Raw genomic sequence first — 25,792 nt, 5'->3', positions numbered from 1 at the left:
AAAACAGTCCGAGCTTACTTTTCTTCCTCACCCCGCTTCGCTGGCGCCCTGAACCATTCCTCCGGCGGCACCACCTGCGACTCTTTCGGATCATCGATGTAGTGCGGCGACGTGATCTGCACGTCGAATTCGTTGAAGACGTCGATGATGTTCTGGTGCAAGCGGTTCAGTACTTCGGCGCGCTGGCGAGGGACTTCGGCGCTGGCGTAGGCGACGAGGCGGTATTGCACGTAGTAATCCTGCAGCGCCAGTTGCATCACGTACGGTTTTGGCGTGGTCGACAGTTCCGGCGTGCGCGAGGCGGCCAGTTCCAGCATGGCGTGCACTTGCCGCCACGGCGTGGCGTAGCCGATGGTAACGGTGGAATCGAGCACGAAGCCGCCGCCGGGCTGGGCGCGCGAATAGTTCTTTGTCGTTTGCGACATCACCCACGCGTTCGGCAAGGCGACCTCTTCGCCCAGGCCCGTGCGCAGGCGCGTCTCGAACATGCCCACGTCGACCACCGTGCCCTCGCTGTCGCCCACGCGCACATATTCTCCCTTGCGCAGGGCGCGCGTGTACATGAGGATCAGGCCGCTGGCGCCCTGGCCCACGATGCTCGACGCGCCGATCGACACCATCAGGCCCACCAGCACGGACAGGCCCTGGAAGGCGGCCGTGTGCGAGCCGGGCAGATATGGATACGCCATGGCCAGCGCGAACAGCCAGATCACCACGCTGGCGATGCGGCGCGTCGGCAGGGCCGTGTCCTTGTCGAGCCAGCCGATTTGCAATTCGCCGCTTTCCACGCGTTTGAACAGCGAGGCGGCCGTGGCGGCGATCAGGCGCGCGATGGCGAAAATCACGCAGACCAGCACCAGCCCCGGCAAGGCGCCGATGATGGCGTGGAAGACGTCGGCCGCCACATCGAACAAATAGCCGCTCAGGCTTTCGCCCCACGAGCGCGTGTACGGCAAACGGCCCAGCACGAAGGCGGCCCACAGATAAGTGGCCATCAGACGCAAGCCCCACAGCACGGCGCTCAGCAGTTGATACGCGAAGGCGATGTAGTGTTCGGCGTCGAGCACGCGCACGTTTTTCAGGCGCACGTCGCGCAGGCGCGAAGCCAGCAACACACCGCTGCGGCGCTTGGCCCAATGGTGCAAACGCGTCAGGCCCATCCACACGAGCCAGAACACGAGCGTGGCGGCGGCACACACGGCGGCGGCAATCGCCAGGTAGCGCCAGCTGCCCTGTTCGCGGTAGTCGAGTACAGCCTTGCTCAGCTCGCCGGCCGCCGTTTTCGCCACGCTTTCAGTCGTGTCGCCGGCCAGCTGGTTGACGTCGCCGGGCACGACGACGAACAGTTGCACGCCATCGAGCAGCACTTGCGTGCCTTCGGGAATCATGCGCGTGCCCGTCTGCAAGGGACCATTCTTCGCCAGCACGCTGTCCAGGCGACGCTGCGCACCGATGGCCCGCTCATCGGGCGGATAGCCGGCCAGCGCGGCGCGGAAGACGAAGACCTTGCGGTTGGCAAACATCAGCGGCGCAGTCCTGGCCGCAGCAAGCTGCGATGGCGCCACGACGGATGCGGCCTCCGCAACGAGCGCGGGCACGCCCTCGTCCGCATGGGCTGCGGGCAACAAAAACATGGTCAACAGGCATAACAGGCGGAGCAACGCGGACATGGCAGCAATGAAAAGTGACAGGGAGTAGCCATCATGCCATGTAATCCTGGAAACTCAAGTGCCGCCGCTAGCGTTCAGCTCGCATCATGAAAAATGATGCCCAAGGTGTGACGCAAGCCCGAACGCAGGCGCGACACGCCGTGGCGCATGTTCACGCGGTAAGTGCCGCGCGTGCCATTCACGGGGCGTAGCGCGACGGGAAAGAGGACGGCGTCGCCCTGCGCCAGCGGCACCACTTCGGCGCGCGACTGCATGCGCGGACGCTGCTCCGTCAGCACGAACTCGCCGCCCGTGAAATCGTCTTGCGGGCGCGACAGCAGCACGGCCAGTTGCAGCGGAAACACGTGCTCGCCATACAGGTCCTGGTGCAGGCAGTTGTAATCGCCTTCGCGGTAGCGCAGCAGCAAGGGCGTGGGCCGGGTCTGCCCGGCCGCATGGCAGCGCGCGAGGAAATCGGCGTGGCTGGACGGAAAGCGCGTCTCGATGCCCATGGCGGCGTGCCAGCGGTTGGCAATCGCCGCCAAGGGGGAATACAAGCCCGTGCGCAAGGCGGCCACCACCTCCGGCAGCGGATGCGCCCAATACTGGTACTCACCCTGGCCAAAACCATGGCGCTGCATTACCACCTTGCTGCGAAAGCGCGACGCGTCGTCATACTGCGCCGCCAGCGCCACGCAGGCATCCGCATCCAGCAAGCCCGGCACGACGGCGCAGCCGTATTGATTGAGATCATCCTCGATCTGGCGCCAGTCCAGCGCCCTCACCGTTCGCCCTCGCGCTCGAGCAGCGCCTGCTTACGCTCCACGCCCCAGCGGTAGCCGGACAGCGCGCCATCGTTGCGCACCACGCGGTGGCAGGGAATGGCGACGGCCAGCGCGTTCGCCGCGCAGGCGCCGGCCACGGCGCGCGCGCCTTGCGGGGCGCCGATGCGCCGCGCCAGCTCCGCATAGCTGACCGTGCTGCCGGCGGGAATCTCGCGCAAGGCTTGCCACACGCGCTGCTGGAACACCGTGCCGCGCACGTCGAGCGGCAAGTCCAGGCCGATAGCGGGCGCCTCGACGAGGCCGACGACTTGCGCCACCGTCTGTTCATAGTCCGCTTCCGCGCCGCGCAGCTCGGCTTGGGGAAAACGGTCCTGCAAGTCGCACAGCAGCACTTCCGGATCGTCATCGATCAGAATGGCGCAAATGCCCTTGTCCGTGCTGGCCACGAGAATGGCGCCCAGCGAGCAGGCGCCGATGGCAAAGCGGATCACGGCGCCGCTGCCGCCGGCGCGAAAGGCGCCCGGCGTCATGCCCAGCAAGCCCGGCGTGGCGGCATACAGGCGGCCGCTGGAATTGAAGCCGGCCGCATACAAGGTTTCCGTGACATTCGCCGCGCCCTGCAAGCCGGCCTTCAGGCGTTCGCCGCGCCGCGCCGCCGCGTACGCTTTCGGCGTGATGCCCGTGTGCGCCTTGAAGACGCGGTGGAAGTGAAAGCGGCTCATGCCGGCAGCCTGCGCCAACGAGTCCAGGTCAGGCAGCTCGTCGCTGGCGTCGATCAGCCGGCAGATGTCGGCCACGATGGCCGCCTGGCGCTGGGCCAGCGGCGGCAAGTTCGGTTTGCAGCGCAGGCAGGGGCGAAAGCCGGCCGCCTCCGCCTGCTCGCACGTGGCGTGGAAAGCCACGTTGCGGCGCAAGGCGGGACGCGCGGCGCAGGAAGGGCGGCAATACACACCCGTCGTGCGTACCGAGTAATAAAAGACGCCGTCGGCGTCGGGCGCGCGCCGCTGCAGGGCGTCCCAGCGTTCATCATCGGTGGTGTAAGAGTGATCCATGTCGGACTCCGTGCTTGTCATTGGCAAGTAGCCAGCATAGCCAGCGCTGGCCGGCGCCACACTCCGGCGCTTGCTTTTGAATTCAAAAAAAGGCTGGCGGCAGGCAGCGTGCTCGGTGCTAAAATCGGCCATCGCGCCTCCAGCCGGCGGCGCGCCCTGCCCGTGCCCCGGAGAAACCGCATTGGACGACCACACTACACAAGAAAATACGCCCATTTTCCAGCGCATCAAGGATTTTCTGCTGGCCGGCATCGCCGCCGGACGCTGGAAGGAAGGCGACGTGATTCCCTCCGAGCAAGCACTGGTAAAACAATTCGGCGTCTCGCGCATGACGGTCAACCGCGCCGTGCGCGAACTGACCAGCGAGCAAGTACTGACGCGGCGCCAGGGTTCCGGTACCTATGTGGCGCAGCAAAAATACCAGGCGACCTTGTTGGAAATCAAGAGTATCGCCGATGAAGTGCGGGCGCGCGGACATATCCATCGCAGCAGCTTGCAATTGCTGGAACGCACCAAGGCGTCCGACTTGCTGGCCAAGCAATTCGGCCTGCCGCCGGAACACCCGCTGTTTCATTCGCTGATCGTGCATTTTGAAAACGGCGTGCCGATCCAGGTGGAAGACCGCTGGGTCAATCCCGAATGCGCGCCCGACTACATGACGCAGGATTTTTCCAGCATCACGCCAAACGAATACCTGATGGCAGCCGCGCCCCTGCAAGGCGCCACCTACAGCATCGAAGCGCTGTCGGCGCCGCGCGACATCGCCGAAATGCTGGCCATCGACACCAAGCAGCCTTGCCTGGTGCTGCGCCGCCAGACGCGCTCGGGCGGCAAGATCGCCTCGACCGCCACCATGTGGCATCCCGGACACCGCTATCAGTTTGCCGGCAGTTTCACCTGAGGCTATCGCCGCGATTGAGTAGCATGATTTCGCGCAAACTTTCTCACGAATTCTCACCAAATCGCGAAAAAAACAGCCATTTCGGGGCAAAAAAAATCCCGTTTTGGCCGTTTCCGAACTTAAATACTCCGAGTAAATATTCGATGCTATAGTTGCCGCCAGAAAGCGCCGCAGGCGTTTATTTGAGCGCGCCTCATGTACTGCCAGCCTAGTCCAATCACGCCCCAGAAAGGGATGCATTTGTCGTATTGCAGCCACACGAGTTTCGGCGCACCACGCCCACGGCGCCCTGCGCTGCGCCGGCTCGCGCGTACGATGCTGGCGGCAGGCATGACGCTTTCGCTGCCGGTGCAGGCGGCGGCGCACGGCATGACGCCGGCATTGCTGTGGCCGTATGCCGCCGCCAGCGCCACCGCCCTGGCGGGACTGGCTTGCTGGCAAGCCTGGCGCCTGCGCCAGCAGTTGCGCCACCAGCCCCAACCCGCGCAGGCCCAGGCCGAACAGGCTGCCGTGCAAGCCTTGCGCGGCGCCACCATGGCCGGCTGGACCTGGCGGCGCCAGTCCGACCGGCTGCAGTTCGCGCCCCAGTACCAGGACGTCCTGGGCGACAAGCATGCCAGGCTCGAACATGCACTGGCCGACTGGCTGGCCGAAGTCCACCGCGATGACCGCGCGCGCCTGAGCCTGGCCTTTCGCCAGCATCTGGACGGCCAGGCGCCTGGCACCTTCAATTGTGAATTCCGTTTGCGCCACAGCGACGGCCACTGGCGCTGGCTGCTGGCGCGCGGCGCCGTCCTGTCGCGCGCCTCGGATGGCAGCGCCACACAGGCCAGCGGCATCGTCTGCGACATCAGCGAGCGCAAGCAGGACGAGCAATCGCGCATGCGCTCGATGCTGGAAGCGGCGCCCGAAGCCATGCTGGTGGCCGATGTCGAGGGCAAGGTGCATTACGCCAACCAGATCGGCGCGCGCTGCTTCGGCTATCCGCTGGCCGAGTTGATTGGCATGTCGCTGGAGCAATTGGTACCGGAAAGCACGACCAGCCACTCCGCGGGCGACCCGCAAGGACGGCACAGCCTGCCTGGCCGGGTAATGATGGCGCGCCGTCGCGACGGCACGCACTTCCCCGCCAAGGTCAGCCTGTCGCCGCTGCGCATGGCCGGGCAAGTGTTTTCCATCGTCTCGCTGCGCGACATGACGCAGCGGCAACGCGCCGAGGAAGCGCTGCACGCCAGTTCGGAACGCTACCGCCTGATCGTGCAGACAGCCGCCGAAGGCATCTGGATGACGGATGCGAACGGCAAGACCACCTTCGTCAACCCGAAGATGGCGCACATGCTCGGTTACACGGTGCAGGAAATGCTGGGCCGTCCCCTGCTTGACTTCATGGACCGCGACAGCCAGCTGCTGATGCAGCGCCGCCTGGCCAGCCACGGCAGTCAGGCCAGCCAGCCGGACCAGGTCGATTTCCGCTTCTTCCGCAAGGATCAGTCCAGCCTGTGGGGTTTGCTGTCGAGTACCAGCATCCAGTCGGATAATGGCGAGCCGGGCGGCACCCTGGCGATGATCACCGACATCACCGAGCGGCGCCAGGCGTCGATCGCGCTGTCGAACTCGAGCCAGCGCATGGCGTCCGTGTTCGGTGCCGTGACGAATGGCCTGGTGGTGCAGGACAGCCACGGTCACATCCTGGAAAGCAATGCCGCCGCCGAGCGCATGCTGGCGGCCAGTCCGGCCGGCAACAGCCTGTGGCAAGCCATCCGCGAAGACGGCTCCGCCTTCGACCAGCGCAGCCATCCCGTACACATCACCCTGTCGACGGGCGAAGCCATGCGCGACGTGCTGATGGGCGTGCTGCAGCCCGACGGCAGCCTGTCATGGCTGTCCGTGAATACCGAGGCCATCCGCGATGAGTACGGCAAGGTGGGCATGGTGGTGGCCAGCCTGACGGACATTACGTATCACAAGCGCAGCGAAAGCGCCTTGCGCGAACTCAATGAACATCTGGAAGAGCGCGTGGCACAGCGCACGGAGCAGCTGGACCAGGCCAAGCAGGTGGCCGAAGAGGCGAGCCTGGCGAAGGGACAGTTCCTGGCCAACATGAGCCATGAAATCCGCACGCCGATGAATGGCGTGATCGGCATGGCGTATCTGGCCCTCAAAACGGACCTGGAACCGCGCCAGCGCGACTACCTGGAAAAAATCCGCTTTGCCGGAGAGCACTTGCTGGGCATCATCGACGATATCCTCGACATCTCGAAAATCGAGGCGGGCAAGCTGGAAATCGAGCGCGTCAACTTCAGTTTCGACCACGTCGTGCAAACCCTGATGACGGTGGTGGCGCCGCGCGCCGCCGGCAAGAACCTGGAACTGCTGTTCGAGATCGACCCGCAATTGCCGGCCGTGCTGGTGGGCGACCCGCTGCGCCTGGGGCAAGTGCTGATCAACTACGCCAATAACGCCATCAAGTTCAGCGAACAGGGCAGCATTACCGTGAAAGTGCGCAGAGTGGTGGCGGACGCCAAGCACTGCCTGGTGCGCTTTGAAGTGTGCGACCACGGCATCGGCCTGTCGCAGGATGAAATGAGCAAGCTCTTCCAGTCCTTCCAGCAAGCCGACACGTCCACCACGCGCGAATATGGCGGCACGGGCCTTGGCCTGGCTATCTGCAAGCAGCTGGCGCAGCTGATGGGCGGCGACGTAGGCGTCGACAGCCGTCCCGGCGCCGGCAGCACCTTCTGGTTCACGGCCAACCTGGGCATTTCCGACCAGGCAGCACCCGCCATGCTCGACAGCATGGTGCAGACGGCGGCCGCCATGCGCGCCAGCGCCGACGCGGCCCTGGTGATGCGCACGCTCAAGCATGCGCGCATCCTGCTGGTGGAAGACAACACCTTCAACCAGCAAGTGGCACTGGAATTGCTGGAAGAAGCGGGCGCCTCCGTCTGCCTGGCCAACAATGGCGAAGAGGCGCTCGACCTGCTGCGCCAGACACAGTTCGACTGCGTGCTGATGGACGTGCAGATGCCGCTGATGGATGGCTTGCAAGCGACGCGCCACATCCGCGCCGACCCGCAGCTGGCGCACCTGCGCGTGCTGGCCATGACGGCCACGGCCACCAGCGAAGACCGCGTGCGCTGCCTGGAGGCGGGCATGGACGATTTCATTTCCAAGCCCATCCAGCCGGCCATGATGTACCAGACCATCGCCAGCTGGCTGCCGGCGCACGAAACACCGCCGCCGCCGCGCAGCCGCGCCGCGCCCGCCTTCAAGACCACTCTGGCCGGCGACCCGCAGGTGATCGACCTGTCCATCCTGGCCAAGTTGCTGGGTTACAACCCGGAAAAAGTGCGCAAGTTCGCCTTCAAGTTCCTGCAGACCACGCAGGATGGCTTTGGCGACATCGATGCGGCCCTGGCGCGCGGCGACGTGCACCAGGTGCGCGAACTGGGGCACCGCATCAAGTCGTCGGCGCGCACCGTGGGCGCCCTGGGGCTGGCCGAACTGTGCCACAACCTGGAAACGCTGACGCCGGGCGAACCGGCCGACGAAGCAGAGCGGGCACGACGCATCGTCACGCGCCTGTGGCCCCTGCTGGAGCAGATTACCGAACAAATCATGAATAACACCAGCTTTGCCAATGACGATTAGCTATCGCCAAATTGGGTTGCGGCAAGGTATCGGCATCGACAGCGATGCATATCAACAGAAAGACATGACGATGAACACTGTATCAAACCAAGCAAGCCGGGAACACAACGAAGCAGGTCTGGCGCCATTGCGCGTGCTGCTGCTGGACGACGACGTTTTCATGCTCGACGTGCTCAGCGACATGCTCGAGCAGATGGGCCAGTTCGACATCCGCTGCGAGTCGCATAGCGATCAGGCGCTGTCGACCCTGAAGCAGCACCAGCCCGACCTGCTGATCTGCGACCTGTCCATGCCCGACATCGACGGCATCGAATTCTTGCGCATGGCGGCTGAAAACGGCTTCCGCGGCGGCGTGGTCCTGCTGTCGGGCCTGCATTCGGCCGTGCGCCTGGCGGCCGAACGCCTGGCAGTGGCGAATGGCCTGCATATATTGGGCACCTTCCGCAAGCCGATGGAAAGCGCGGAATTGCAGCTCATGGTGAACTTGCAGCTGCAGCACACGGCGCGTCTGGCCAGCGTACAAGCCTGATCGCACAGGCCGGCCGGGAGGGCGGGCATGGCGCTGCGGGCCAGCAGGCATGCGGCTTTGCCGCCCTTCGGGCAGGCGCAGGGACGATATGCCTCAAGTTTTTCTGCAATAATCGCCACGCTTTGAAAAAATGGGTTATTATTTCAGCCATCCCCGCCTGCATACCTCTGGTCGCACCTTCCAAGAACATTGAATTCGTGCCCATTGTCCCCATCTTCTAATTGCATTCCAGGAAGCATGGATGGCGAACCAGCGTATGGTTAATTCCAGGCATTATTGATCCCACCCTCATTTGAGGAAAATATGAGCGAAAATATCAAACACATTAGCGATGCATCTTTTGAAGCAGACGTCCTGCAATCCGAGTTGCCAGTACTGGTCGACTTCTGGGCGGAATGGTGCGGTCCCTGCAAGGCCATCGCCCCGATCCTGGAAGAAGTAGCCAAGGAATACGCCGGCCGCATCCAGATCGCCAAGATGGACGTGGACGCGAACCAGGCAGTGCCTGCCAAGTTCGGCATCCGCGGCATCCCGACCCTGATCCTGTTCAAGGATGGTGTTGCAGCTGCTCAAAAAGTGGGCGCCATGGCCAAGGGCCAGTTGACCACTTTCGTCGACAGCAACATTTAATGTATGATGGGCAGCGCTGCGCCCGCAGCGCCGCCTGACTGGAACCACCGGGAAGCGGCTTTGCCCTCATTCGTGCACAGCCTTCCCCAATAATTAATCAACGCCACGCAGTCCCCTCCCCTACCTTTACATCCCGTCTCGGGACACTCAACACATATGCATTTATCCGAACTAAAGGCCCTACACGTATCCGCCCTGCTTGAGATGGCGATCGGTCTTGACATTGACAACGCAGCCCGCTTGCGCAAACAGGAGCTGATGTTCGCTATCCTGAAAAAACGCGCCAAGTCCGGCGAACAGATTTTTGGCGATGGCGCCTTGGAAGTGCTGCCTGACGGCTTCGGCTTCCTGCGCTCGCCCGACGCCAGCTACATGGCGTCCACCGACGACATTTACATCTCCCCTTCGCAAATCCGCCGCTTCAATCTGCACACCGGCGATTCGATCGAAGGCGAGGTACGGACCCCGAAAGATGGCGAACGCTATTTCGCATTGGTCAAAGTCGACAAGGTCAACGGCGAATCGCCGGAGATGTCGAAACACCGCATCCTGTTTGAAAACCTGACGCCGCTGCACCCGAACGAGCCGCTGCGCCTGGAACGTGAAATGAATGGCCAGGAAAACATCACCGGCCGCATCATCGACCTGATCGCCCCGATCGGCAAAGGCCAGCGCGGCTTGCTGGTGGCGTCGCCGAAATCCGGTAAATCCGTGATCCTGCAGCACATCGCCCATGCGATCACGGCCAATCACCCGGACATCACCCTGATCGTGCTGCTGATCGACGAACGTCCGGAAGAAGTGACGGAAATGCAACGCTCCGTGCGCGGCGAAGTCGTCGCCTCGACCTTCGACGAGCCGGCCACGCGCCACGTGCAAGTGGCCGAGATGGTGCTGGAAAAAGCCAAGCGCCTGGTCGAAATGAAAAAAGACGTGGTGATTCTGCTCGACTCGATCACCCGCCTGGCGCGCGCCTACAACACCGTCATCCCTGCCTCGGGCAAGGTCCTGACCGGTGGTGTCGACGCGAACGCGCTGCAACGTCCAAAACGCTTCTTCGGCGCCGCGCGCAATATCGAAGAAGGCGGCTCGCTGACCATCATCGCCACGGCGCTGATCGAAACGGGCTCGCGCATGGATGACGTGATCTTTGAAGAATTCAAGGGTACCGGCAATATGGAAGTGCATCTGGAACGCCGTCTGGCCGAAAAACGCGTCTACCCGGCAATCAACCTGAACAAATCGGGTACCCGCCGCGAAGAACTGCTGATCAAGCCGAACGAACTGCAAAAAATCTGGATCCTGCGCAAGTTGCTGTACTCGATGGACGAGATCGAGGCGATGGAGTTCATTCTGGACAAGATGAAAGCCACGAAGAATAACGCGGAGTTCTTCGACATGATGCGCCGCGGCGGCTGATTTGGTGTGAACCCTTGAACCGCCGGGGTCGGACCCTCAGGGTCCGACCCCAGTTTTTGCCTTGGGTTATCGATGCAAAGCCGCTTTCGAGCGGCTTTTTTATTGCCGCCGGCCCGAAAGCGCTATATAATCGACGGTTGCATTATTTTAAACCCTGGCAAGTGATCGGCAATCGGGTCAAGAAGCTGGACGACCGACGAAGTGCTGTTTGGCTACCAAACTAGAGAGAAGACCATGAAAGTCGATACCCATCCAGAATACCGCGAAGTTGTTTTCCACGATCTGTCGTGCGATTTCAAATTCGTCACCCGCTCGACCATCCAGACCCGCGAAAAAATCACCCACGACGGTAAAGAATACCCACTGGTGAAGATCGAGGTTTCGGCTGAATCGCACCCATTCTTCACGGGCAAGCACAAAATCGTCGATACCGCTGGTCGCGTCGAGAAGTTCCGTCAGAAGTTCGGTTCGGTTGGTTCGAAAACCGCAGTCGCAGCAGGCTGATTTTTGCCGCTTTGCGGCAAAAAAGGGCAGCTTCGGCTGCCAGAGAAAAGGCAGCCACGGCTGCCTTTTTTGTCTTTGGCCGCTTTACTTTATACTCGCGCATACCCGACGCCATTCGTCGCGTCTTGCCACTATTCTGATACCGATTATCGATGAAGCCAGTCCGCCTTCCCGCCGCTGCCACACTCGCGCTGCCACGATGGGCCTTGTTTGCGCTCGGCCTGCTGTACATCCTGCCTGGCCTGATCGGCCGCGAACCGTGGAAGAACGATGATGCCGCCAGTTTCGGCATCATGTGGACCATGGCGCATGGCGGCCTGAACGACTGGCTGTGGCCCAACGTGGCCGGTCTGTCGCTGCCCGACGAAGGCCCGCTGGCCTTCTGGCTGGGCGCCATTTTCATCAAGCTGTTCGGCTGGATCGACGGCGACGTCTTCGGCGCGCGCATGTCGACCATCGGCATCTTCGTCGTCAGCACCCTGTCCGTCTGGTACACCGCCTTCAACCTGGGCCGCCGCAACGACGCCCAGCCGCTGCGCCTGGCCTTTGGCGGCCAGCCCGAGCCCGACGACTTCGGCCGCACCCTGGCCGATGCCGCCGTGCTCATCTACCTGGGCTGCCTGGGCCTGCTGCAGCACAGCCATGACATCACGGCCGAAGCGCTGTACGTGTCCCTGATGGCCTATTTGCTGTACCGCGCCGTGCGCTACATGGAAGGCCCGTCCGTGCGCAATGCGGCCCTGCTGGGCCTGGCGATGGGTGGCCTGACCCTGGCGCGCGGCTGGATCACGCCGGCGGCGCTGAGCATCGCCCTGCTGCTGTGCACCATCTTCCTGCGCCTGCCCTTGCTGCGCAGCATACGCCACCTGGCGCTGGCCATCCTGATCGGCGTCGCGCTGACCCTCGTCTGGCTGCTGCCGGGCGAATGGCTGCAGCCGTACGGCCATTCGCCGCTGCAAGCGTGGATGGAATGGAATTGCCGCCAGTTCAGCGCCCCGAGCCTGAAGAGCCTGCAATACTTCTTGCGTGTCGGCATCTGGTTCTTCTGGCCCGCCTGGCCGTTCGCCGCCTGGGCCGTGTATGCCTGGCGCCGCCAGCACCACGTGCTGCACATCGTCGTGCCGCTGACTTTTGTCGCCATGCTGGCCATCCTGGGCCTGTGCCATCCCGATCCGGATCCGAGCCAGCTGCTGCCGCTGTTGCCGCCGCTGGCCGTGATGGCCGCGTTCGGCCTGCTGACGATGAAACGGGGCGCCATCAACGCCATCGACTGGTTCTCCGTGATGGTGCTGACCATCTGCGCCCTCGCGCTGTGGGTGTTCTGGTTCGCCATCCTGACGGGCTGGCCGCCGAAACCGTCGCATAACGCCCTGAAACTCATGCCAGGCTTCAAGCCCGAGCTGGACTTGCTGGCCTTTTTCGTGGCCGCCTGCGCCAGCGCGGGCTGGGTGGCGCTGGTGCACTGGCGCATCTCGCGCCAGCCGGCCGTGCTGTGGCGCGCCGTGGTGCTGTCGTCCGGTGGCCTGATCCTGATCTGGGTGCTGATCATGACCTTGTACCTGCCACCGCTGAACTACAGCAAGAGCTACGCCAGCGTGGCGCACCAGATTTCCGTCCACCTGCCGCCGGGCAGCAAGTGCATCAACAGCAACGTCGGCGCTGCCCAGCGCGCCTCGTTCGCCTACTTCGGCCACTTGCCGTTCGCCAAGGTGGGGCAACAGCAATGCGATGTATTCTTGTTGCAAGACAGCATCAAGGTGCCCGACAGCAAGGAACAATTGCCCGAGCACCATGGCGCGGACTGGATCAAGCTGTGGGAAGGACGCCGTCCTACGGATGACGTGGAACGTTTCCGCCTGTACCAGCGCGTCAGATAAACAGCAAAAAACCGGGCTAGTCCCGGTTTTTTCATGTCCGTCAGACAAACACTAGCGACAGAAAAAGTGTTGCTTTTAAATATAGTTAATTACCTAAATTGAACTAAAATTGTTTTTTAGATTATAATGATGGCTTGCGCGATGGCGGTGTCTTGCTTTCCCGCCCTATTCGTCCCCCCATTCACCATGAGATTGTCCATGAAATTATTTACTACCCGCACCTTGCCGCTCATCAGCGCCGCCCTGTTCGCCTTCTCCTTTAGCGCTTCGGCCCAGGCGACCGTGATTGACCTCGGCGTCGCCAACGGCTACTCGGCCTTTATCTTCGGCAACATCGGCAGCAGCAACGCCAGCGGCTTTACCAGCGTCGGCGGCAGCCTGGCCGCTGGCGGCAATATCTACCTGGACGGCTACAGCGTCGGCTCGAACAAGAAGCCGGGCAGCGCCGTCAACACCCTGGTCGCCGGCAACAGCCTGAACATCGGCGGCGGCACCATCAATGGTACGGGCGTGTATGGCGTGAGCAATGCCAGCGGCAGCGTGACGGCGCCATCGTGGTACCCATCGGGTACCTTCAGCAAGGGCAATGCCTCCACCCTGGACTTTGCGGCTGCCCAGCAGCAACTGACGACCCTGTCGGGCGATGTGGCCAAGCTGCAATCGAACGGCACCGTGATCTCGCAATACGGCGGCTTCAAGCTGGTCGGCGATGTCAACGCCGACGTCAACGTCTTCACCATCGCGGCGAACGACCTGCATAACCTGACCCTGGACGTATCGTCGCTGAAAAGCACGGCCAGCATCATCATCAACGGCACGGCCACCAACATCACCATGAGCGGCGGCTTCGACAATTTCGGCAGCTTCGCCGACCGTACGCTGCTGAACTTCGCCAACGCCACCACCACCAACCTGAACAACGTCGGCATCAACGGCAGCATCCTCGCACCGAACAGCGCGTTTTCCGGTTCGGGCAGCATGAACGGCACCCTGGTCGCCAATTCGGTCAGCTCGATCAATTATGGCCACGTGTCGATGAACGGCGCCGGCTTCAACACGGTGAGCGTCTCGGCCGTGCCGGAACCAGGCACCTACGCCATGCTGCTGGCCGGCCTGGGCCTGCTCGCTTTCGTGCGCCGCCGCACACCAGCGCGCGCACCACAAGCCGCGATGGCTTAAGCTTTACGCTAAATCAATGCGAAACACCGGGCCGCGCGAGCGTCCCGGTGTTTTTTTATGCGCCCGCCGCGCCGCGCCTATTCCACGCTCAAGCCCAGATCCGTCGCCACTTGCTTGCGCAACAGGTATTTCTGGATCTTGCCCGTCACCGTCATGGGGAATTCCTCGACGAAACGTACATAGCGGGGAATCTTGTAATACGCGATCTGCCCATCGCAAAAGGCGCGGATGTCATCGCTGGTGGCCTGCGTGCCCGGACGCAGGATGATGCAGGCGCACAGCTCTTCGCCATATTTGGCATCGGGCACGCCCACGCATTGCACGTCGAGCACGCTCGGGTGGCGGTACAGGAATTCCTCGACTTCGCGCGGATAGATGTTTTCACCGCCGCGTATCACCATGTCCTTCGAACGGCCGACGATGCTGCAAAAGCCGTAGTCGTCGATGACGGCCAGGTCGCCCGTGTGCATCCAGCGCGCCGCGTCGATGGCCTCGGCCGTTTTTTCCGGATCGCCCCAGTAGCCCTGCATCACGGAATAGCCGCGCGTGAGCAATTCGCCCTTCTCGCCGCGCGGCACGATGCGCCCTTCCGCATCGATGATTTTCACTTCCAGGTGCGGGTGGACACGGCCGATGGACGACACGCGCATTTCGCGCGGGTCCTCGATCGCCGTCTGGAAGCTGACGGGCGACGTTTCCGTCATGCCATATGCAATCGTGATTTCCGCCATGTGCATCAATTCGATAACCCGCGTCATGACTTCCATCGGGCAGGGCGAACCGGCCATGATGCCGGTGCGCAACTGGGACAGATCATATTGCTTGAAGTCAGGATGGTCGAGGATGGCGATGAACATCGTCGGCACGCCGTGCAGCCCCGTGCAGCGTTCGGCCTGCACGGTTTCCAGCACGGCCTTCGGATCGAAGCCCTCGCCAGGAAACACCATGGCCGCGCCATGCGTGACGCAAGCCAGGTTGCCCAGCACCATGCCGAAGCAATGGTACAGCGGCACAGGTATGCACAGGCGGTCCTGTTCGGTGAGGCGCATGGCTTCGCCGATGAAAAAGCCGTTATTCAGGATATTGTGGTGCGTCAAGGTGGCGCCTTTCGGCGCGCCCGTGGTGCCGGACGTGAACTGAATGTTGACGGCGTCGTCAAACTGCAAACCAGCGCTGACTTCTTCCAGGCGCGCCAGGTCGGCATCGGCAATGCCGTCCATCAGGGCGTCGAAGTTGTGCATGCCCGGCGTGGCGTCCGTACCCAGCCGGATGACGTGGCGCAATTGCGGCAGGCGCGGCGACTGCAGGGCGCCCGCGCGCGAACGGGCAATTTCAGGCACCACGTCCTGCACGATGGCCAGGTAATCGCTGGACTTGAAGCTGGGCGACAGGATCAGCGCGCTGCATTGCACCTTGTCGAGCACGTATTCGAGTTCCGAGCGACGGTAGGCGGGATTGATGTTGACCATGATCAAGCCGGCTTTCGCCGTGGCAAACTGCGTCAGCACCCATTCGGCGCAGTTTTGCGACCAGATGCCAACCCGGTCGCCCGGCTGCAAGCCCAGTTTCAGCAAGCCGGCAGCCAGGCGGTGCACGCGCTGCTGAAACTCACGATACGTCCAGCGCACGTTCTGGTGCGCCACGATCAGGGCGTCGTGCTGGCCGTAGCGGGCGGCAATGCCGTCCAGATAGGCACCTATCGTTTCGCCGATCAACGGCGTCTCGTGGGCGCCGTGTACATAACTCATTGCTTGCATGCTGTCTCCAGGGTGTATGGCGCGACGCGCTCTTGTTTTCGTCTTCGATGCAGAAAATTATAGCCGCAACCGCCCCCGCCCTGCGCAGCTTGCTGTAATGTGCAGGCCAGTACACCAGACACTCACGGCACCATGACAGGCAACACGCAGCACCCGCTCGAACAGGGCTTCATCCTGACCCGCCACTGGCGCGACACGCGCGACGGCACGGAAGTCGATTTCTGGTTGGCAACGGATGCCGGGCCCCGCCACGTGCGCCTGCCCGTGCAAACGGCCGTCGCCTTCCTTCCCATGGAGCAACAGGAACAGGCGCAACAGTTGCTGCGCGGCGAGCGCCACGCGGAGCTGCGCCCCCTGTCGCTGTGCGATTTTCATCACCGCCCCGTGCTGGGGCTGTACTGCAAGCAATACCGGCATTTGCTGAAACTGGAAAAGCAGCTGCGCGCCCACGGCGTCGACGTCTACGAAGCCGACATCCGCCCGCCCGAACGCTACCTGATGGAGCGTTTCATCACGGCGCCGGTGACCTTCAGCGGAGAAACGGAAGTGCAGCTGAAACCGGCACCCGGCTATCGCCCCACATTACAACTGGTGTCGCTCGATATCGAGACGACGGCGCATGGCGAGCTGTATTCGCTGGCCCTGGAAGGCTGCGGCCAGCGCCAGGTCTACATGCTGGGGCCGCCAAACGGCGGCGATGACGCCTTGGACTTCGACCTCGAATACTGCGACAGCCGCGCACAGATCCTCGAACGCCTGAACACGTGGATGGAACGCCACGATCCGGACGCCATCATCGGCTGGAACCTGGTGCAATTCGACTTGCGCGTGCTGCGCCAGCACGCCGAGCGCTACCAAATACCGTTGAAGCTGGGACGCGGCGGCGCCGTGATGGAATGGCGCGAACACGGCGGCAAGCAAGAACACTATTTTGCGGCCGCAGCGGGCCGTCTGATCATCGACGGCATCGAAGCCTTGAAGTCGGCGACGTGGAATTTTTCCTCGTTCAGCCTGGAAAACGTGGCGCAAACGCTCTTGGGCGAAGGCAAGTCCATCGACAATCCCTACCAGCGCATGGCCGAGATCGACCGGCGTTTTCGCGAAGACAAACCCGCGCTGGCCCGCTACAACCTCAAGGATTGCGAACTGGTCACGCGCATCTTCGCCAAGACCGAGCTGCTGACCTTCTTGCTGGAACGGGCCAGCGTGACGGGCCTGGCGGTCGACCGCAGCGGCGGCTCCGTGGCCGCCTTCGAACATTTGTACTTGCCGCTGATGCACCGGCAAGGCTACGTGGCGCCCAACCTGGGCGATGTGTCCGGCGAAAACAGCCCCGGCGGCTTCGTCATGGATTCGCAGTCGGGCTTGTACGACTCCGTGCTCGTGCTCGACTACAAAAGCCTGTACCCGTCCATCATCCGCACTTTCCTGATCGACCCAGTCGGCCTGGTGGTGGGCACCAGCGGCGATGAAGCCGATACCGTGCCCGGCTACCGGGGCGCGCAGTTTTCAAGGATCAAGCATTGCCTGCCGGCCATCGTGGAACAGGTGTGGCAAGGCCGCGAGACGGCCAAGCGCGAGCGCAATGCACCGCTGTCGCAAGCGTTAAAAATCATCATGAACGCGTTTTATGGCGTGCTGGGTTCCAGCGGCTGCCGCTTTTTCGATCCGCGCCTGGCCTCGTCGATCACCCTGCGCGGCCACGACATCATGCACCGCACGCGAGAATTGATCACCGGGCAGGGTTATCAGGTGATTTATGGCGACACGGATTCCACCTTCGTGTGGCTGAAAACGGCGCATAGCGACGAAGCGGCGGGCAAGATCGGCCGCGCCCTGGTGGCGCATGTGAACGCCTGGTGGAATACCTATCTGCGCGATGAATTCGGCCTGGACAACGCGCTGGAGCTGGAATTCGAGACGCATTACCGGCGTTTCCTGATGCCCACCATCCGCGGCTCGGAAGAAGGCAGCAAGAAGCGCTACGCGGGCCTGGTGGGCAAGCCGGATGGCAGCGAGGACATGGTCTACAAGGGCCTGGAAACCGTACGCAGCGACTGGACGCCGCTGGCGCAGCAATTCCAGCAGGATTTGTACCGGCGCATCTTCCAGCGCGCCGCCTACCAGGACTATGTGCGCGACTACGTGGCGCGCACCGTGCGCGGCGAATTCGACGCTTTATTGGTCTACCGCAAACGCCTGCGCCGTCCGCTCGACGACTACCAGCGCAACGTACCGCCCCATGTGCGCGCGGCGCGCACGGCCGACGCCTACAACCTGGCGCAGGGACGGCCGCTGCAATACCAGAACGGCGGCTGGATCAGCTATGTCATCACGGTGGCGGGGCCGGAACCGCTGGAAACGCAGCGCTCGCCCATCGACTACCACCATTACCTGACGCGCCAGCTGCAACCGGTGGCCGACGCGATCCTGCCCTTCCTGGGCGACGATTTTTCACGGCTTGTGTCCGGCCAGCAGGATTTGTTTTAGATCAATTCTGCTTACCTGCGCGGCCAAGCTGAGGTAATATCGGCGCCTGCCGGGCTTATCTGACCCTGTCCACGGGCGCTGTGCGCCGTGGCAGCGTAAAATACGCCATGGCGAAAGAATAAGAGCTGTTCCAAAGAAGAAGATGCCGCTCCGGACGAGAATCGTTCGCAAGAAGATTGTCGCCACTGAAAGGGCGCATAATTTATCACTATGTTGAACCAGCAGGCTGTGCGGTATGCGCCTCCCCTGCTATTTTTTGAATGAATTGACACCATGACCGAGATCACGTCCTTAAGAGACATCCCGCAAAAAAATATCTTCCGCAAGGGCGACACCTTTGTGCTGTTCGGCGAGCTGTTCGGCCGCGGCTATGTGAATGGCTTGCTGGACGAAGCGCGCAAGGCGGGCATGAATATCGTCGGCATGACGGTCGGCCGCCGCGATGAAAACATGGCGCTGCGTCCGCTGAACGCGGAAGAGCTGGCCGAAGCGGAAGCCAACCTGGGCGGCCGCATCATCAATGTGCCGCTGATGGCCGGTTTCGACCTCGACGCGCCAGCCGGCGAACCGACGCCGACGGCCCTGCTGGCCGACATGACCCTGAAAAGCTGGCAGGAAGACAAGCTGGACTGGGCGCAGATCGAACGCTGCCGCGAAGCCGGCATCGCCCGCTTCAGCGCTTCCGTGGCCAAAGCCATGGCCGAGCTGGACAGCCTGATTCCTGACGGCAGCAATGTGTATTTCGCCCACACCATGGCTGGCGGCATTCCAAAGGTCAAAGTCTTCCTGGCCATCGCCAACCGCATCTATAAAGGCCGCGGCGAGCGCTTCATGTCCTCGCGCGCCCTGCTCGACAGCGACCTGGGTAAATTGATCCTGATGAACTTCGACGAAGTCACGGCCAACACCCTGCAACACCTGATCGACGGCAGCGCCGCCATCCGCGCCCGCATCGAGCAAACGGGCGGCCAGGTGCGCTACAGCGCCTACGGCTACCACGGCACCGAGATCTTGATCGACGGCAAGTACCAGTGGCAAACCTACAGCAACTACACCCAGGGCCTGGCGAAGATGCGCCTGGAAAACGTGGCCAAGGCCGCGTGGGACAAAGGCATCAAGGCCACCGTCTTCAACTGCCCGGAAATCCGCACGAACTCGTCCGACATTTTCGTCGGCGTGGAACTGTCCCTGTTCCCCCTGCTCGACGCGCTGAAAAAAGAAGGCGGCGCGGCCTGGGCCGAAGAGCAATGGAAAATCTGCCAGGGCTTGCTGGAAGACGGCGTTGCGCTGCAAGACTTGCTCGACCGTATCGCCGCCTACAATGGCGACGCCACCAGCGTGCAATTCCGCAACTTCGCCGCCTGGCCGATGGACAACACGCCAGAGCTGGCCGACGTCATGATCGGCACCTCGGACGACATCACCAAGCTGCACAAGGACCGCAAGGAACTGATCACCGACCACCTGAGTTCCTTGGTGCTGGAAGGCACGGGCCCGTTGATGTTCCACACCATGTCGGAACCGCCAGCACCGGTCGTCTGGCTCAACCACGACATCATCGCGCGTCTGCTGAACTGCGTGCATAACTAAGTCTGGCCACGCAGCAGTGAGAAACGCCGTCCCAGGCTTGCGCTCGGGGCGGCGTTTCTACTTTGGGCTGACAACAGCAAGCGAAAAACTTGCCGAATTGTGACAAATAAGTGATAATGCGTCTCGCGCTGCCCGAGTGATGGAATTGGTAGACGTAGCGGACTCAAAATCCGCCGCCGCAAGGCGTGCCGGTTCAAGTCCGGCCTCGGGCACCAGAATTAAAGTAGAAAAGCACTGACTTCGGTCGGTGCTTTTTTCATTTTCGTCCTATTGTTTTTCCTGAATTTTTTACTGCATGCATTTCAACGCAAAGGCCCACCGCGCAGCCTTTGCGCTACGCACACGATGCATGGGATTCCCCTTGTCGCCAGTTGGCCACGCAAGGCGGCTTGCATCGTTTAAGTTCTGTCAACAACCAAACGGTCGCGCCGGCAGCCGCGGCGCCATCATCGCAGATCAACGCTCTTCACGATAATAATCGCAGCCCGCGAAAGTGGTGCGCAGCGCTTGCTGCAGCTGGGCGTAGCGCTCCGGCGCCAGATTGAAGCGCACATCGATCTGACTTCGTCGCCCATCTGCATGGCCGCCTTGGCATCCATCTGCACAGACAGGCGATTCGGATGCAAAATCACGGCATGCATGTGGCCATACCAAGAAAATTACTGGCAGCAACATTCGATATACGGTTCATCCATGGCGCCGCGCCACCGCTGTCATTTCCGCTGCAGCTCAGATCACCAAGCGCATCAGGCATGGTTAAACTGCTCAAATTTGATTAATTCGCTTGATTATATGTATCCCAAATAATACAATCGTATGTATGAAAAGCATCCACACCACGGTCACTTTTGATGGGTGGTTCAGTAAACTGAAGGACAGGAAGGCTTTTTTTCGAATCCAGGCGCGCATTGACCGCGCCGAAGACGGCAACTTTGGAGATTGCAAGCCTGTCGGTGGCGGCGTCTCGGAAATGCGAATTGACTGCGGCCCGGGTTACCGCATCTACTTCACTCAACGCGGCATGGAAATTATCATCCTGCTCGCTGGTGGAGATAAGTCAACCCAGGCGAAAGACATCAAAACCGCACAGCAACTCGCACAAGAACTCTAGGAGGTCGTTATGGCAGAGAAACTAAATAAATGGGATAGCGCCCAGTACCTCAAAACTGAAGAGGACATGGTCGCCTACTTCGAAGCCTGCCTTGAAGAGGCTGGCGACGATGGATCCTTCATCGCCAAAGCGCTCGGCAATATTGCCAAGGCGCGCGGCATGACACAACTCGCCAAAGATACCGGACTGGGACGGGAGAGCTTGTACAAAGCCCTGTCCGGCGAAGGTAATCCAAGCTTCGACACAATACTGAAGGTAACGCATGCTCTTGGCCTGCAATTCCGAGCCGCGGCCCTCTCAGCTTAAAAAATCGTACGCAGGTCTGCCATTCCGACACGCTCTCAGCCTTGAGCACCGATACTCAAGCTGACGACATCTGAGCCAACTCAATGTTGATTAGTTGAGGTTGCATTAATAACAACCAAAATTCCAACCAGGCGCCTTGGTTCATGTCGTGTCCAAGTGGCTGACCCGGCAGCCACTAAAAAAGCCAAAACCGGGTGTTACGCCGCTACCGGAATTTTTCCCGCATCGACCGCCAGCGTCATCTCGAAAATTCGCCGCACATAAGCATCCGCGTCATCAGCCATGAACAACACATGCTGCTGCGCAAAGGCGTCCAATGTGCCGACATCCCATTTCAAGTTGCGCAATAGGGTCGGCGTGACGATGAAGCTTTCCAGAGCGACCTTCTTGCCGGCGCGCTGGACACGTTGTTCGATTTCCTTGATGGTGCGATGGAACAGGATTTTTTGGCTGGCTGGCCCTTCGTGCATCAAGCCATGCGGCTCGACGAAGGCAACATACTGATGCGTACCGCGCACGATCCACAAAATGAAATCGGGATAGAAACTGCCTGCCTCGAAGAAGCCCAGCCCGCCACCGCGGCTACGATTACGCAATAGAAACACGTCGCACCCTTCCAGCAGCGTTTTGCTGCCGGGTTGATCAATGAAATGGTGCAGGTCACGGACAAAGGCAAACTCGCTTTCATTCAATGCCACCGGCGCGACACTGACCTTGCGGCCCCGCGCAACATGCAGCAACGGCGAAAACAAATGCACACCCAGCTTGTACGCCTTCAGATCCTTGTGTTCGCCAATCAAGCCGCCAGCGGATTGCTTGATTTCTTCTTCCAACAACTTGATATCGACAATCAATGCTTCATCGCTGGCATCGGCAATCAATTGATACTCATCGCCAATCGCGGGAAGATTCTTGTCGCCTGCTGCGAGCGGCTTCAATTCCAGACGCGGCTCGTAAAATGCCTTTTTCGAATGGTTATAAAAAGCCTCGACATAGCGTTTCAACAACTCCGTTACCACCCGCTGCCAAATCTCGACATTACCCCAGTGGCTGGTAGCTAAAGCCGCCTGCGGAATCAGCAGCGTGTACCAGCCTTGGCAACCGGCATCAAACAAAGCGGCCAGCTTGCCCTGATCGATATTCAGATTGGTCCAGCCGCGCAAGCGCTTGTACGTTTCCAGTTCAAACCAGATCGCATCCCAACGGATGAAGGCCAGCTGCGTCGCACCCAGCACACCGCTATGCTTTTCCGACTCCTGTCCGGTAGCGGCCAGATCACGCCGGGCAACGATGGCTTCAATGCGCGGATACCAATCGACCACTATCGGGTTCTGCCTCAGCTTGGCTGGCACCTCGCCCGCCGACGGCACCGGGCCATCGAGCTTAAAACTGTAGTCGCGTCCGTTGGTTTTTTTGGTCTTCGGCCCCAACATCATCAATTGCTTGCCGAAGTCGTACGTCAGGTTCATGGGTATCGTCCGCGTCTCCTTCTTTTCATTGCCAGGCAGGCCTTCCTGCTCCAGAAACTTGCGGAATTCCTGCATATAATCGGCCTTCACGCCGAATACGCCCAGCGTCTCCACCAGCTCGATATTCGGTGGACGTGGCACCAATGGTGTGGCGCTGCTGCGTTTGAGGCTCCAAGCATGCCCCTTCAATCGCACGCCCCGGCCAAACAATTGAATAATCTGCGCGCCTTCGCTTTTGCCGACGTGCATCAATCCCAGGGTAGAAACGCGCCAGCAATCCCAGCCCGAGACAAATTTGCGCGAACCAATCAAGAGATTGACTGGCGAGGTCGAAGCGCTGATATCGCCAAACAAGGCCCCCGATGCAAATTCGCTTTCACGCACAATCGCCTGCGGACAGCTCAGTTCCAGCACTTTCATCAGCGCAGGCGCGTTGCCGACATTGATCACGCCAAAGGGAATGTCGGAAGTACCCGCCTGCAAGCGCACTTCGGCGGTCTCGCCCTTGACGCGCGTCAGCGTCAAGGTGCCGCCGGCCGCATGCTGAAAAATCCGCGTCAAGATATCCTGGTACAGCGCGGCAGCATCCTCGCCAGCCAGGCGTTTTTCTTTCAGCATCTTGAACGACGAAGCAAAAATATCGTGGCCAGTCTCATCAAGCAAGCCGGTCGCCTGACCATTTCCAGTCAGCAAGGCCTCGATCTCGCTCACGCTGAGGCTGCGCTCATGCAGGAACCCCGCAAAAAAATTCACGATGCGCGCCACGTCCGTCATCGTTTCAACATCGTCTTTGGTGCCGCCCATCGCCTTCGTCACGCTGGCACCGACAAACACCCATAGCGGCTTTTCCAGATTAAAAGCGCCAAAGCCCACTCGCTGCTCTTCAAACAAGCGCAGCTGCTGGTAATACGACAGCAGGCTTGCCATCAAATACAGGCGTTGCGTCGCATCGTGCGCATGGCCGCTGCCCGACAGGTTAAATATCCGGTAATCCTTGCCATAGCCATCTTCGTAAAAGTAGCGATACGAGTAATCGAACAGCACGCTCTTTGCATAGGCTTGCGTTACCACGTCTTCTTTTGCCGCCTCGACCGCCTGCGCAAACGTCGCTGAATACTCGAACACAAAACCCTTGGCTGACAAGGCATCGCGCCGCGCCAGCCAGCCCGTTTCGTTCTGGCTACCAAGGCCGACATGGCCCTCGTCGACCAGCAGCAAATTGCTGTCGCCCAGATTGCGTACCGCGACGATGTTTTCCTTGTCTTCATCGCCAAGCTTGCTCATTTCCAGCGCGTCGACACGCGTCAGTTCGGGTGCGGTCTGCGACAGCAAATCACCGGCCACAAAGCGCGCCGACACAATGCCGCTGGCGCCCAATTCGCGCAGATGCTGCTCGGTCAAGTCCGCTCCCGGCGTCAGCAAGATCACCCTGCCATACTCGCCGAGTTTGCCGGACTGCGCTGCGGCATGGCGGAACTGCAGCAGATTGACGTGCATCAGCAGCGTCTTGCCGCTACCGGTCGCGTTTTGCAGGCACACCTTGTTCAATTCATCCAGAGTGAACAGGTCGATCTGGCTGCTCAAGCCCTGCTCGCCGCGCCAAGTGTTGAAGGCCGGGACAAATTGATTCAAGCCTTCCAGCAAGTCATGCTTGCGATGAAAAAACAGGTCGAGGTAACGCTCGACGAACAATAGCGTCATCCATTGAAAGTATTTCCAGCTGATCTTGCGCGCGCGCTGGGCATTGATCGCCTCGGTATGGCGCACGATATTTTCTTCATAGCGCAGCAATTCGGCGCGTGTAACGACGGCTTGCGGCGACAACTGGAATGCATGGAAAAAATGATGCAAGCCATCCGCGCCGATGCCCTCGGCGACGTGGCGGATGCTCTCGCCCAGCGCCCGGATCGGCAAAATGGGCGTACCCGTAAGCTGCAGCAGCGGGTTTACGCCAAATTCGCGTATCAGCCAGGCATTCAAGACCAGCTTGTGCCGGAAATGATCGTTTTCCTTGGCCAGACTGCGGCTTTTGGCCGACTTTTCCGCACCGACAGTACCACTCACGCCTTGCGCGCCACCAGTGGCGGCCTTGACGGGCCTACCACGTTTCTTGAGCGTCGTACTGGCCGGCAGCGGAAGTGTAATAAGGTCAGACATCTTGCGACTCCCACATGCGCTGATGGAAAGCCTGCTCCAGCAGGCGGATATCGCAATGCGGCAGTTTCGGCAAAGTATGGCTGCCGTTGACGTAAATCACATCGAACTGGTTCTTATCTTGGCTATTGGACAAATCCAGCCGCAATACTTGGCGCAGATAGGCATCAAGCACCGCGTTATCCTGCTCCAGGTTGCCGCTCAGTTTGCGCCACACGACAAGCACCCGCTGATCGATCAGCGAGCCTGCCGCGCCCGGCACACGGCCTTCCACACTGCGGAACCACCACGATGGCAGCTCCGCATTGACGGCGACTTCCTTCAGCTTGCCTTTGACCAGCAAGCGCGTTGGGCTGCCTGCCGGCAAATCAGCATCGGCTTCCTGCTCGAACTCTGCCGCAAAGGTCTGCGGCGCATGCAGCTTATCGACGCGCAAACCTATCAGCCAATTGAAGGTCTCCACCAGATCGACCGTGCGCAATGCATGCGCGTCCGAACCGGGCCGCTTGACGTCGAGCTGGTAGGCAGTCGGATCGGTGAAGGCCGCAACATTGAGCAGCGAAGGAGAACCCCGGGTTTCCAGCGCCAGCATATAGTTGAGGAAATAATCCTCGCGCAATTGCGAATTGGTGGTGATCGCTTGCTGGCGCGGGGCCATCTCAGCCAATTGCAGATTGTTCAACGTATCTTCGTAGGATTCCAGACGAATGACTTTGACGAGTTGAGAGATACCATCGTT

18 protein-coding genes and 1 tRNA gene are annotated in these 25,792 nt (G+C 61.0%); 13 read left to right on the top strand and 6 right to left on the bottom strand.

What is annotated here, in order from left to right:
- Positions 1-14 precede the first annotated feature (14 nt).
- The 3 genes from ACPJXG_RS02865 to ada form a co-directional block, all read right to left on the bottom strand.
- A complete protein-coding gene (locus tag ACPJXG_RS02865; RefSeq protein WP_425253348.1) occupies positions 15-1,670 on the bottom strand; it encodes a mechanosensitive ion channel family protein in 1,656 nt (551 codons plus the stop codon).
- Between the two features lie 74 nt (positions 1,671-1,744).
- On the bottom strand, positions 1,745-2,434 hold the full coding sequence (locus tag ACPJXG_RS02860; protein WP_425253347.1) for a 2OG-Fe(II) oxygenase: 690 nt from the start codon (positions 2,432-2,434) through the stop codon (positions 1,745-1,747).
- Positions 2,431-3,486, bottom strand: a complete 1,056-nt coding sequence (gene ada, locus ACPJXG_RS02855) for a bifunctional DNA-binding transcriptional regulator/O6-methylguanine-DNA methyltransferase Ada (RefSeq protein ID WP_425253346.1) — start codon at positions 3,484-3,486, stop codon at positions 2,431-2,433. The genes ACPJXG_RS02860 and ada overlap by 4 nt, the downstream gene beginning before the upstream one ends.
- Positions 3,487-3,667: 181 nt before the next feature.
- Between ada and hutC the strand changes: the two genes are divergently transcribed.
- From hutC to ACPJXG_RS02815, 8 genes are all read left to right on the top strand, one after another.
- A complete protein-coding gene (gene hutC, locus ACPJXG_RS02850) occupies positions 3,668-4,387 on the top strand; it encodes a histidine utilization repressor (RefSeq protein WP_425253345.1) in 720 nt (239 codons plus the stop codon).
- Positions 4,388-4,717: 330 nt separating this feature from the next.
- The gene (locus ACPJXG_RS02845) at positions 4,718-8,038 is read left to right on the top strand and encodes a PAS domain S-box protein (RefSeq protein ID WP_425253344.1); all 3,321 of its coding nucleotides are present in this window, start codon (positions 4,718-4,720) and stop codon (positions 8,036-8,038) included.
- A 70-nt stretch (positions 8,039-8,108) separates the two neighbouring features.
- A complete protein-coding gene (locus ACPJXG_RS02840) occupies positions 8,109-8,567 on the top strand; it encodes a response regulator (RefSeq protein ID WP_425253343.1) in 459 nt (152 codons plus the stop codon).
- Between the two features lie 303 nt (positions 8,568-8,870).
- The gene (trxA, locus tag ACPJXG_RS02835; protein WP_425253342.1) at positions 8,871-9,197 is read left to right on the top strand and encodes a thioredoxin TrxA; all 327 of its coding nucleotides are present in this window, start codon (positions 8,871-8,873) and stop codon (positions 9,195-9,197) included.
- Positions 9,198-9,353: 156 nt separating this feature from the next.
- On the top strand, positions 9,354-10,616 hold the full coding sequence (gene rho, locus ACPJXG_RS02830) for a transcription termination factor Rho (protein WP_034746249.1): 1,263 nt from the start codon (positions 9,354-9,356) through the stop codon (positions 10,614-10,616).
- Positions 10,617-10,850: 234 nt separating this feature from the next.
- The gene (locus ACPJXG_RS02825) at positions 10,851-11,120 is read left to right on the top strand and encodes a type B 50S ribosomal protein L31 (protein ID WP_034746247.1); all 270 of its coding nucleotides are present in this window, start codon (positions 10,851-10,853) and stop codon (positions 11,118-11,120) included.
- 152 nt (positions 11,121-11,272) lie between these two features.
- Positions 11,273-12,997 carry an ArnT family glycosyltransferase gene (locus tag ACPJXG_RS02820; protein ID WP_035822399.1) on the top strand — a complete coding sequence of 575 codons (1,725 nt, stop codon included), beginning with the start codon at positions 11,273-11,275 and terminating at the stop codon, positions 12,995-12,997.
- A 198-nt stretch (positions 12,998-13,195) separates the two neighbouring features.
- Entirely contained in the window at positions 13,196-14,176 is a 981-nt protein-coding gene (locus ACPJXG_RS02815) for a choice-of-anchor A family protein (RefSeq protein WP_035822402.1), read from the top strand.
- Between the two features lie 77 nt (positions 14,177-14,253).
- Here the strand turns inward: ACPJXG_RS02815 and ACPJXG_RS02810 are convergent, their stop codons facing one another.
- Positions 14,254-15,933 (bottom strand): AMP-binding protein, encoded by a 1,680-nt coding sequence (locus ACPJXG_RS02810; RefSeq protein ID WP_425253341.1) that lies wholly within the window; start codon positions 15,931-15,933, stop codon positions 14,254-14,256.
- Positions 15,934-16,065: 132 nt separating this feature from the next.
- Here ACPJXG_RS02810 and ACPJXG_RS02805 point away from each other — a divergent pair, with 132 nt between their 5' ends.
- The 5 genes from ACPJXG_RS02805 to ACPJXG_RS02785 all read left to right on the top strand — a co-directional run bounded on the left by ACPJXG_RS02805 (position 16,066) and on the right by ACPJXG_RS02785 (position 21,430).
- On the top strand, positions 16,066-18,423 hold the full coding sequence (locus tag ACPJXG_RS02805; protein ID WP_425253340.1) for a DNA polymerase II: 2,358 nt from the start codon (positions 16,066-16,068) through the stop codon (positions 18,421-18,423).
- A 273-nt stretch (positions 18,424-18,696) separates the two neighbouring features.
- Positions 18,697-20,013 (top strand): enoyl ACP reductase FabMG family protein, encoded by a 1,317-nt coding sequence (locus ACPJXG_RS02800; RefSeq protein WP_035822410.1) that lies wholly within the window; start codon positions 18,697-18,699, stop codon positions 20,011-20,013.
- Positions 20,014-20,143: 130 nt separating this feature from the next.
- Positions 20,144-20,228 (top strand) — tRNA-Leu (locus ACPJXG_RS02795).
- A gap of 605 nt (positions 20,229-20,833) precedes the next feature.
- Positions 20,834-21,124 (top strand): type II toxin-antitoxin system RelE/ParE family toxin, encoded by a 291-nt coding sequence (locus tag ACPJXG_RS02790; protein ID WP_099401702.1) that lies wholly within the window; start codon positions 20,834-20,836, stop codon positions 21,122-21,124.
- A gap of 9 nt (positions 21,125-21,133) precedes the next feature.
- A complete protein-coding gene (locus tag ACPJXG_RS02785) occupies positions 21,134-21,430 on the top strand; it encodes an addiction module antidote protein (RefSeq protein WP_099401703.1) in 297 nt (98 codons plus the stop codon).
- Positions 21,431-21,627: 197 nt separating this feature from the next.
- On the opposite strand, the gene ACPJXG_RS02780 is transcribed toward ACPJXG_RS02785, so the two are convergent.
- Both ACPJXG_RS02780 and ACPJXG_RS02775 read right to left on the bottom strand, forming a co-directional pair.
- A complete protein-coding gene (locus ACPJXG_RS02780; protein ID WP_425253339.1) occupies positions 21,628-25,056 on the bottom strand; it encodes a DEAD/DEAH box helicase family protein in 3,429 nt (1,142 codons plus the stop codon).
- Positions 25,049-25,735: a hypothetical protein gene (locus ACPJXG_RS02775; RefSeq protein WP_425253338.1), complete on the bottom strand. Its 687-nt coding sequence runs from the start codon at positions 25,733-25,735 to the stop codon at positions 25,049-25,051. Before ACPJXG_RS02775 ends, ACPJXG_RS02780 begins: the two co-directional genes overlap by 8 nt.
- Positions 25,736-25,792 lie beyond the last annotated feature (57 nt).

The sequence above is a fragment of the Janthinobacterium sp. NFX145 genome, assembly GCF_049810325.1.
GTDB classification, from domain to species: domain Bacteria; phylum Pseudomonadota; class Gammaproteobacteria; order Burkholderiales; family Burkholderiaceae_D; genus Janthinobacterium; species Janthinobacterium rivuli.
Note: the sequence above shows the minus strand (reverse complement) of the source record. Positions and strands in the feature narration are given on the sequence as shown.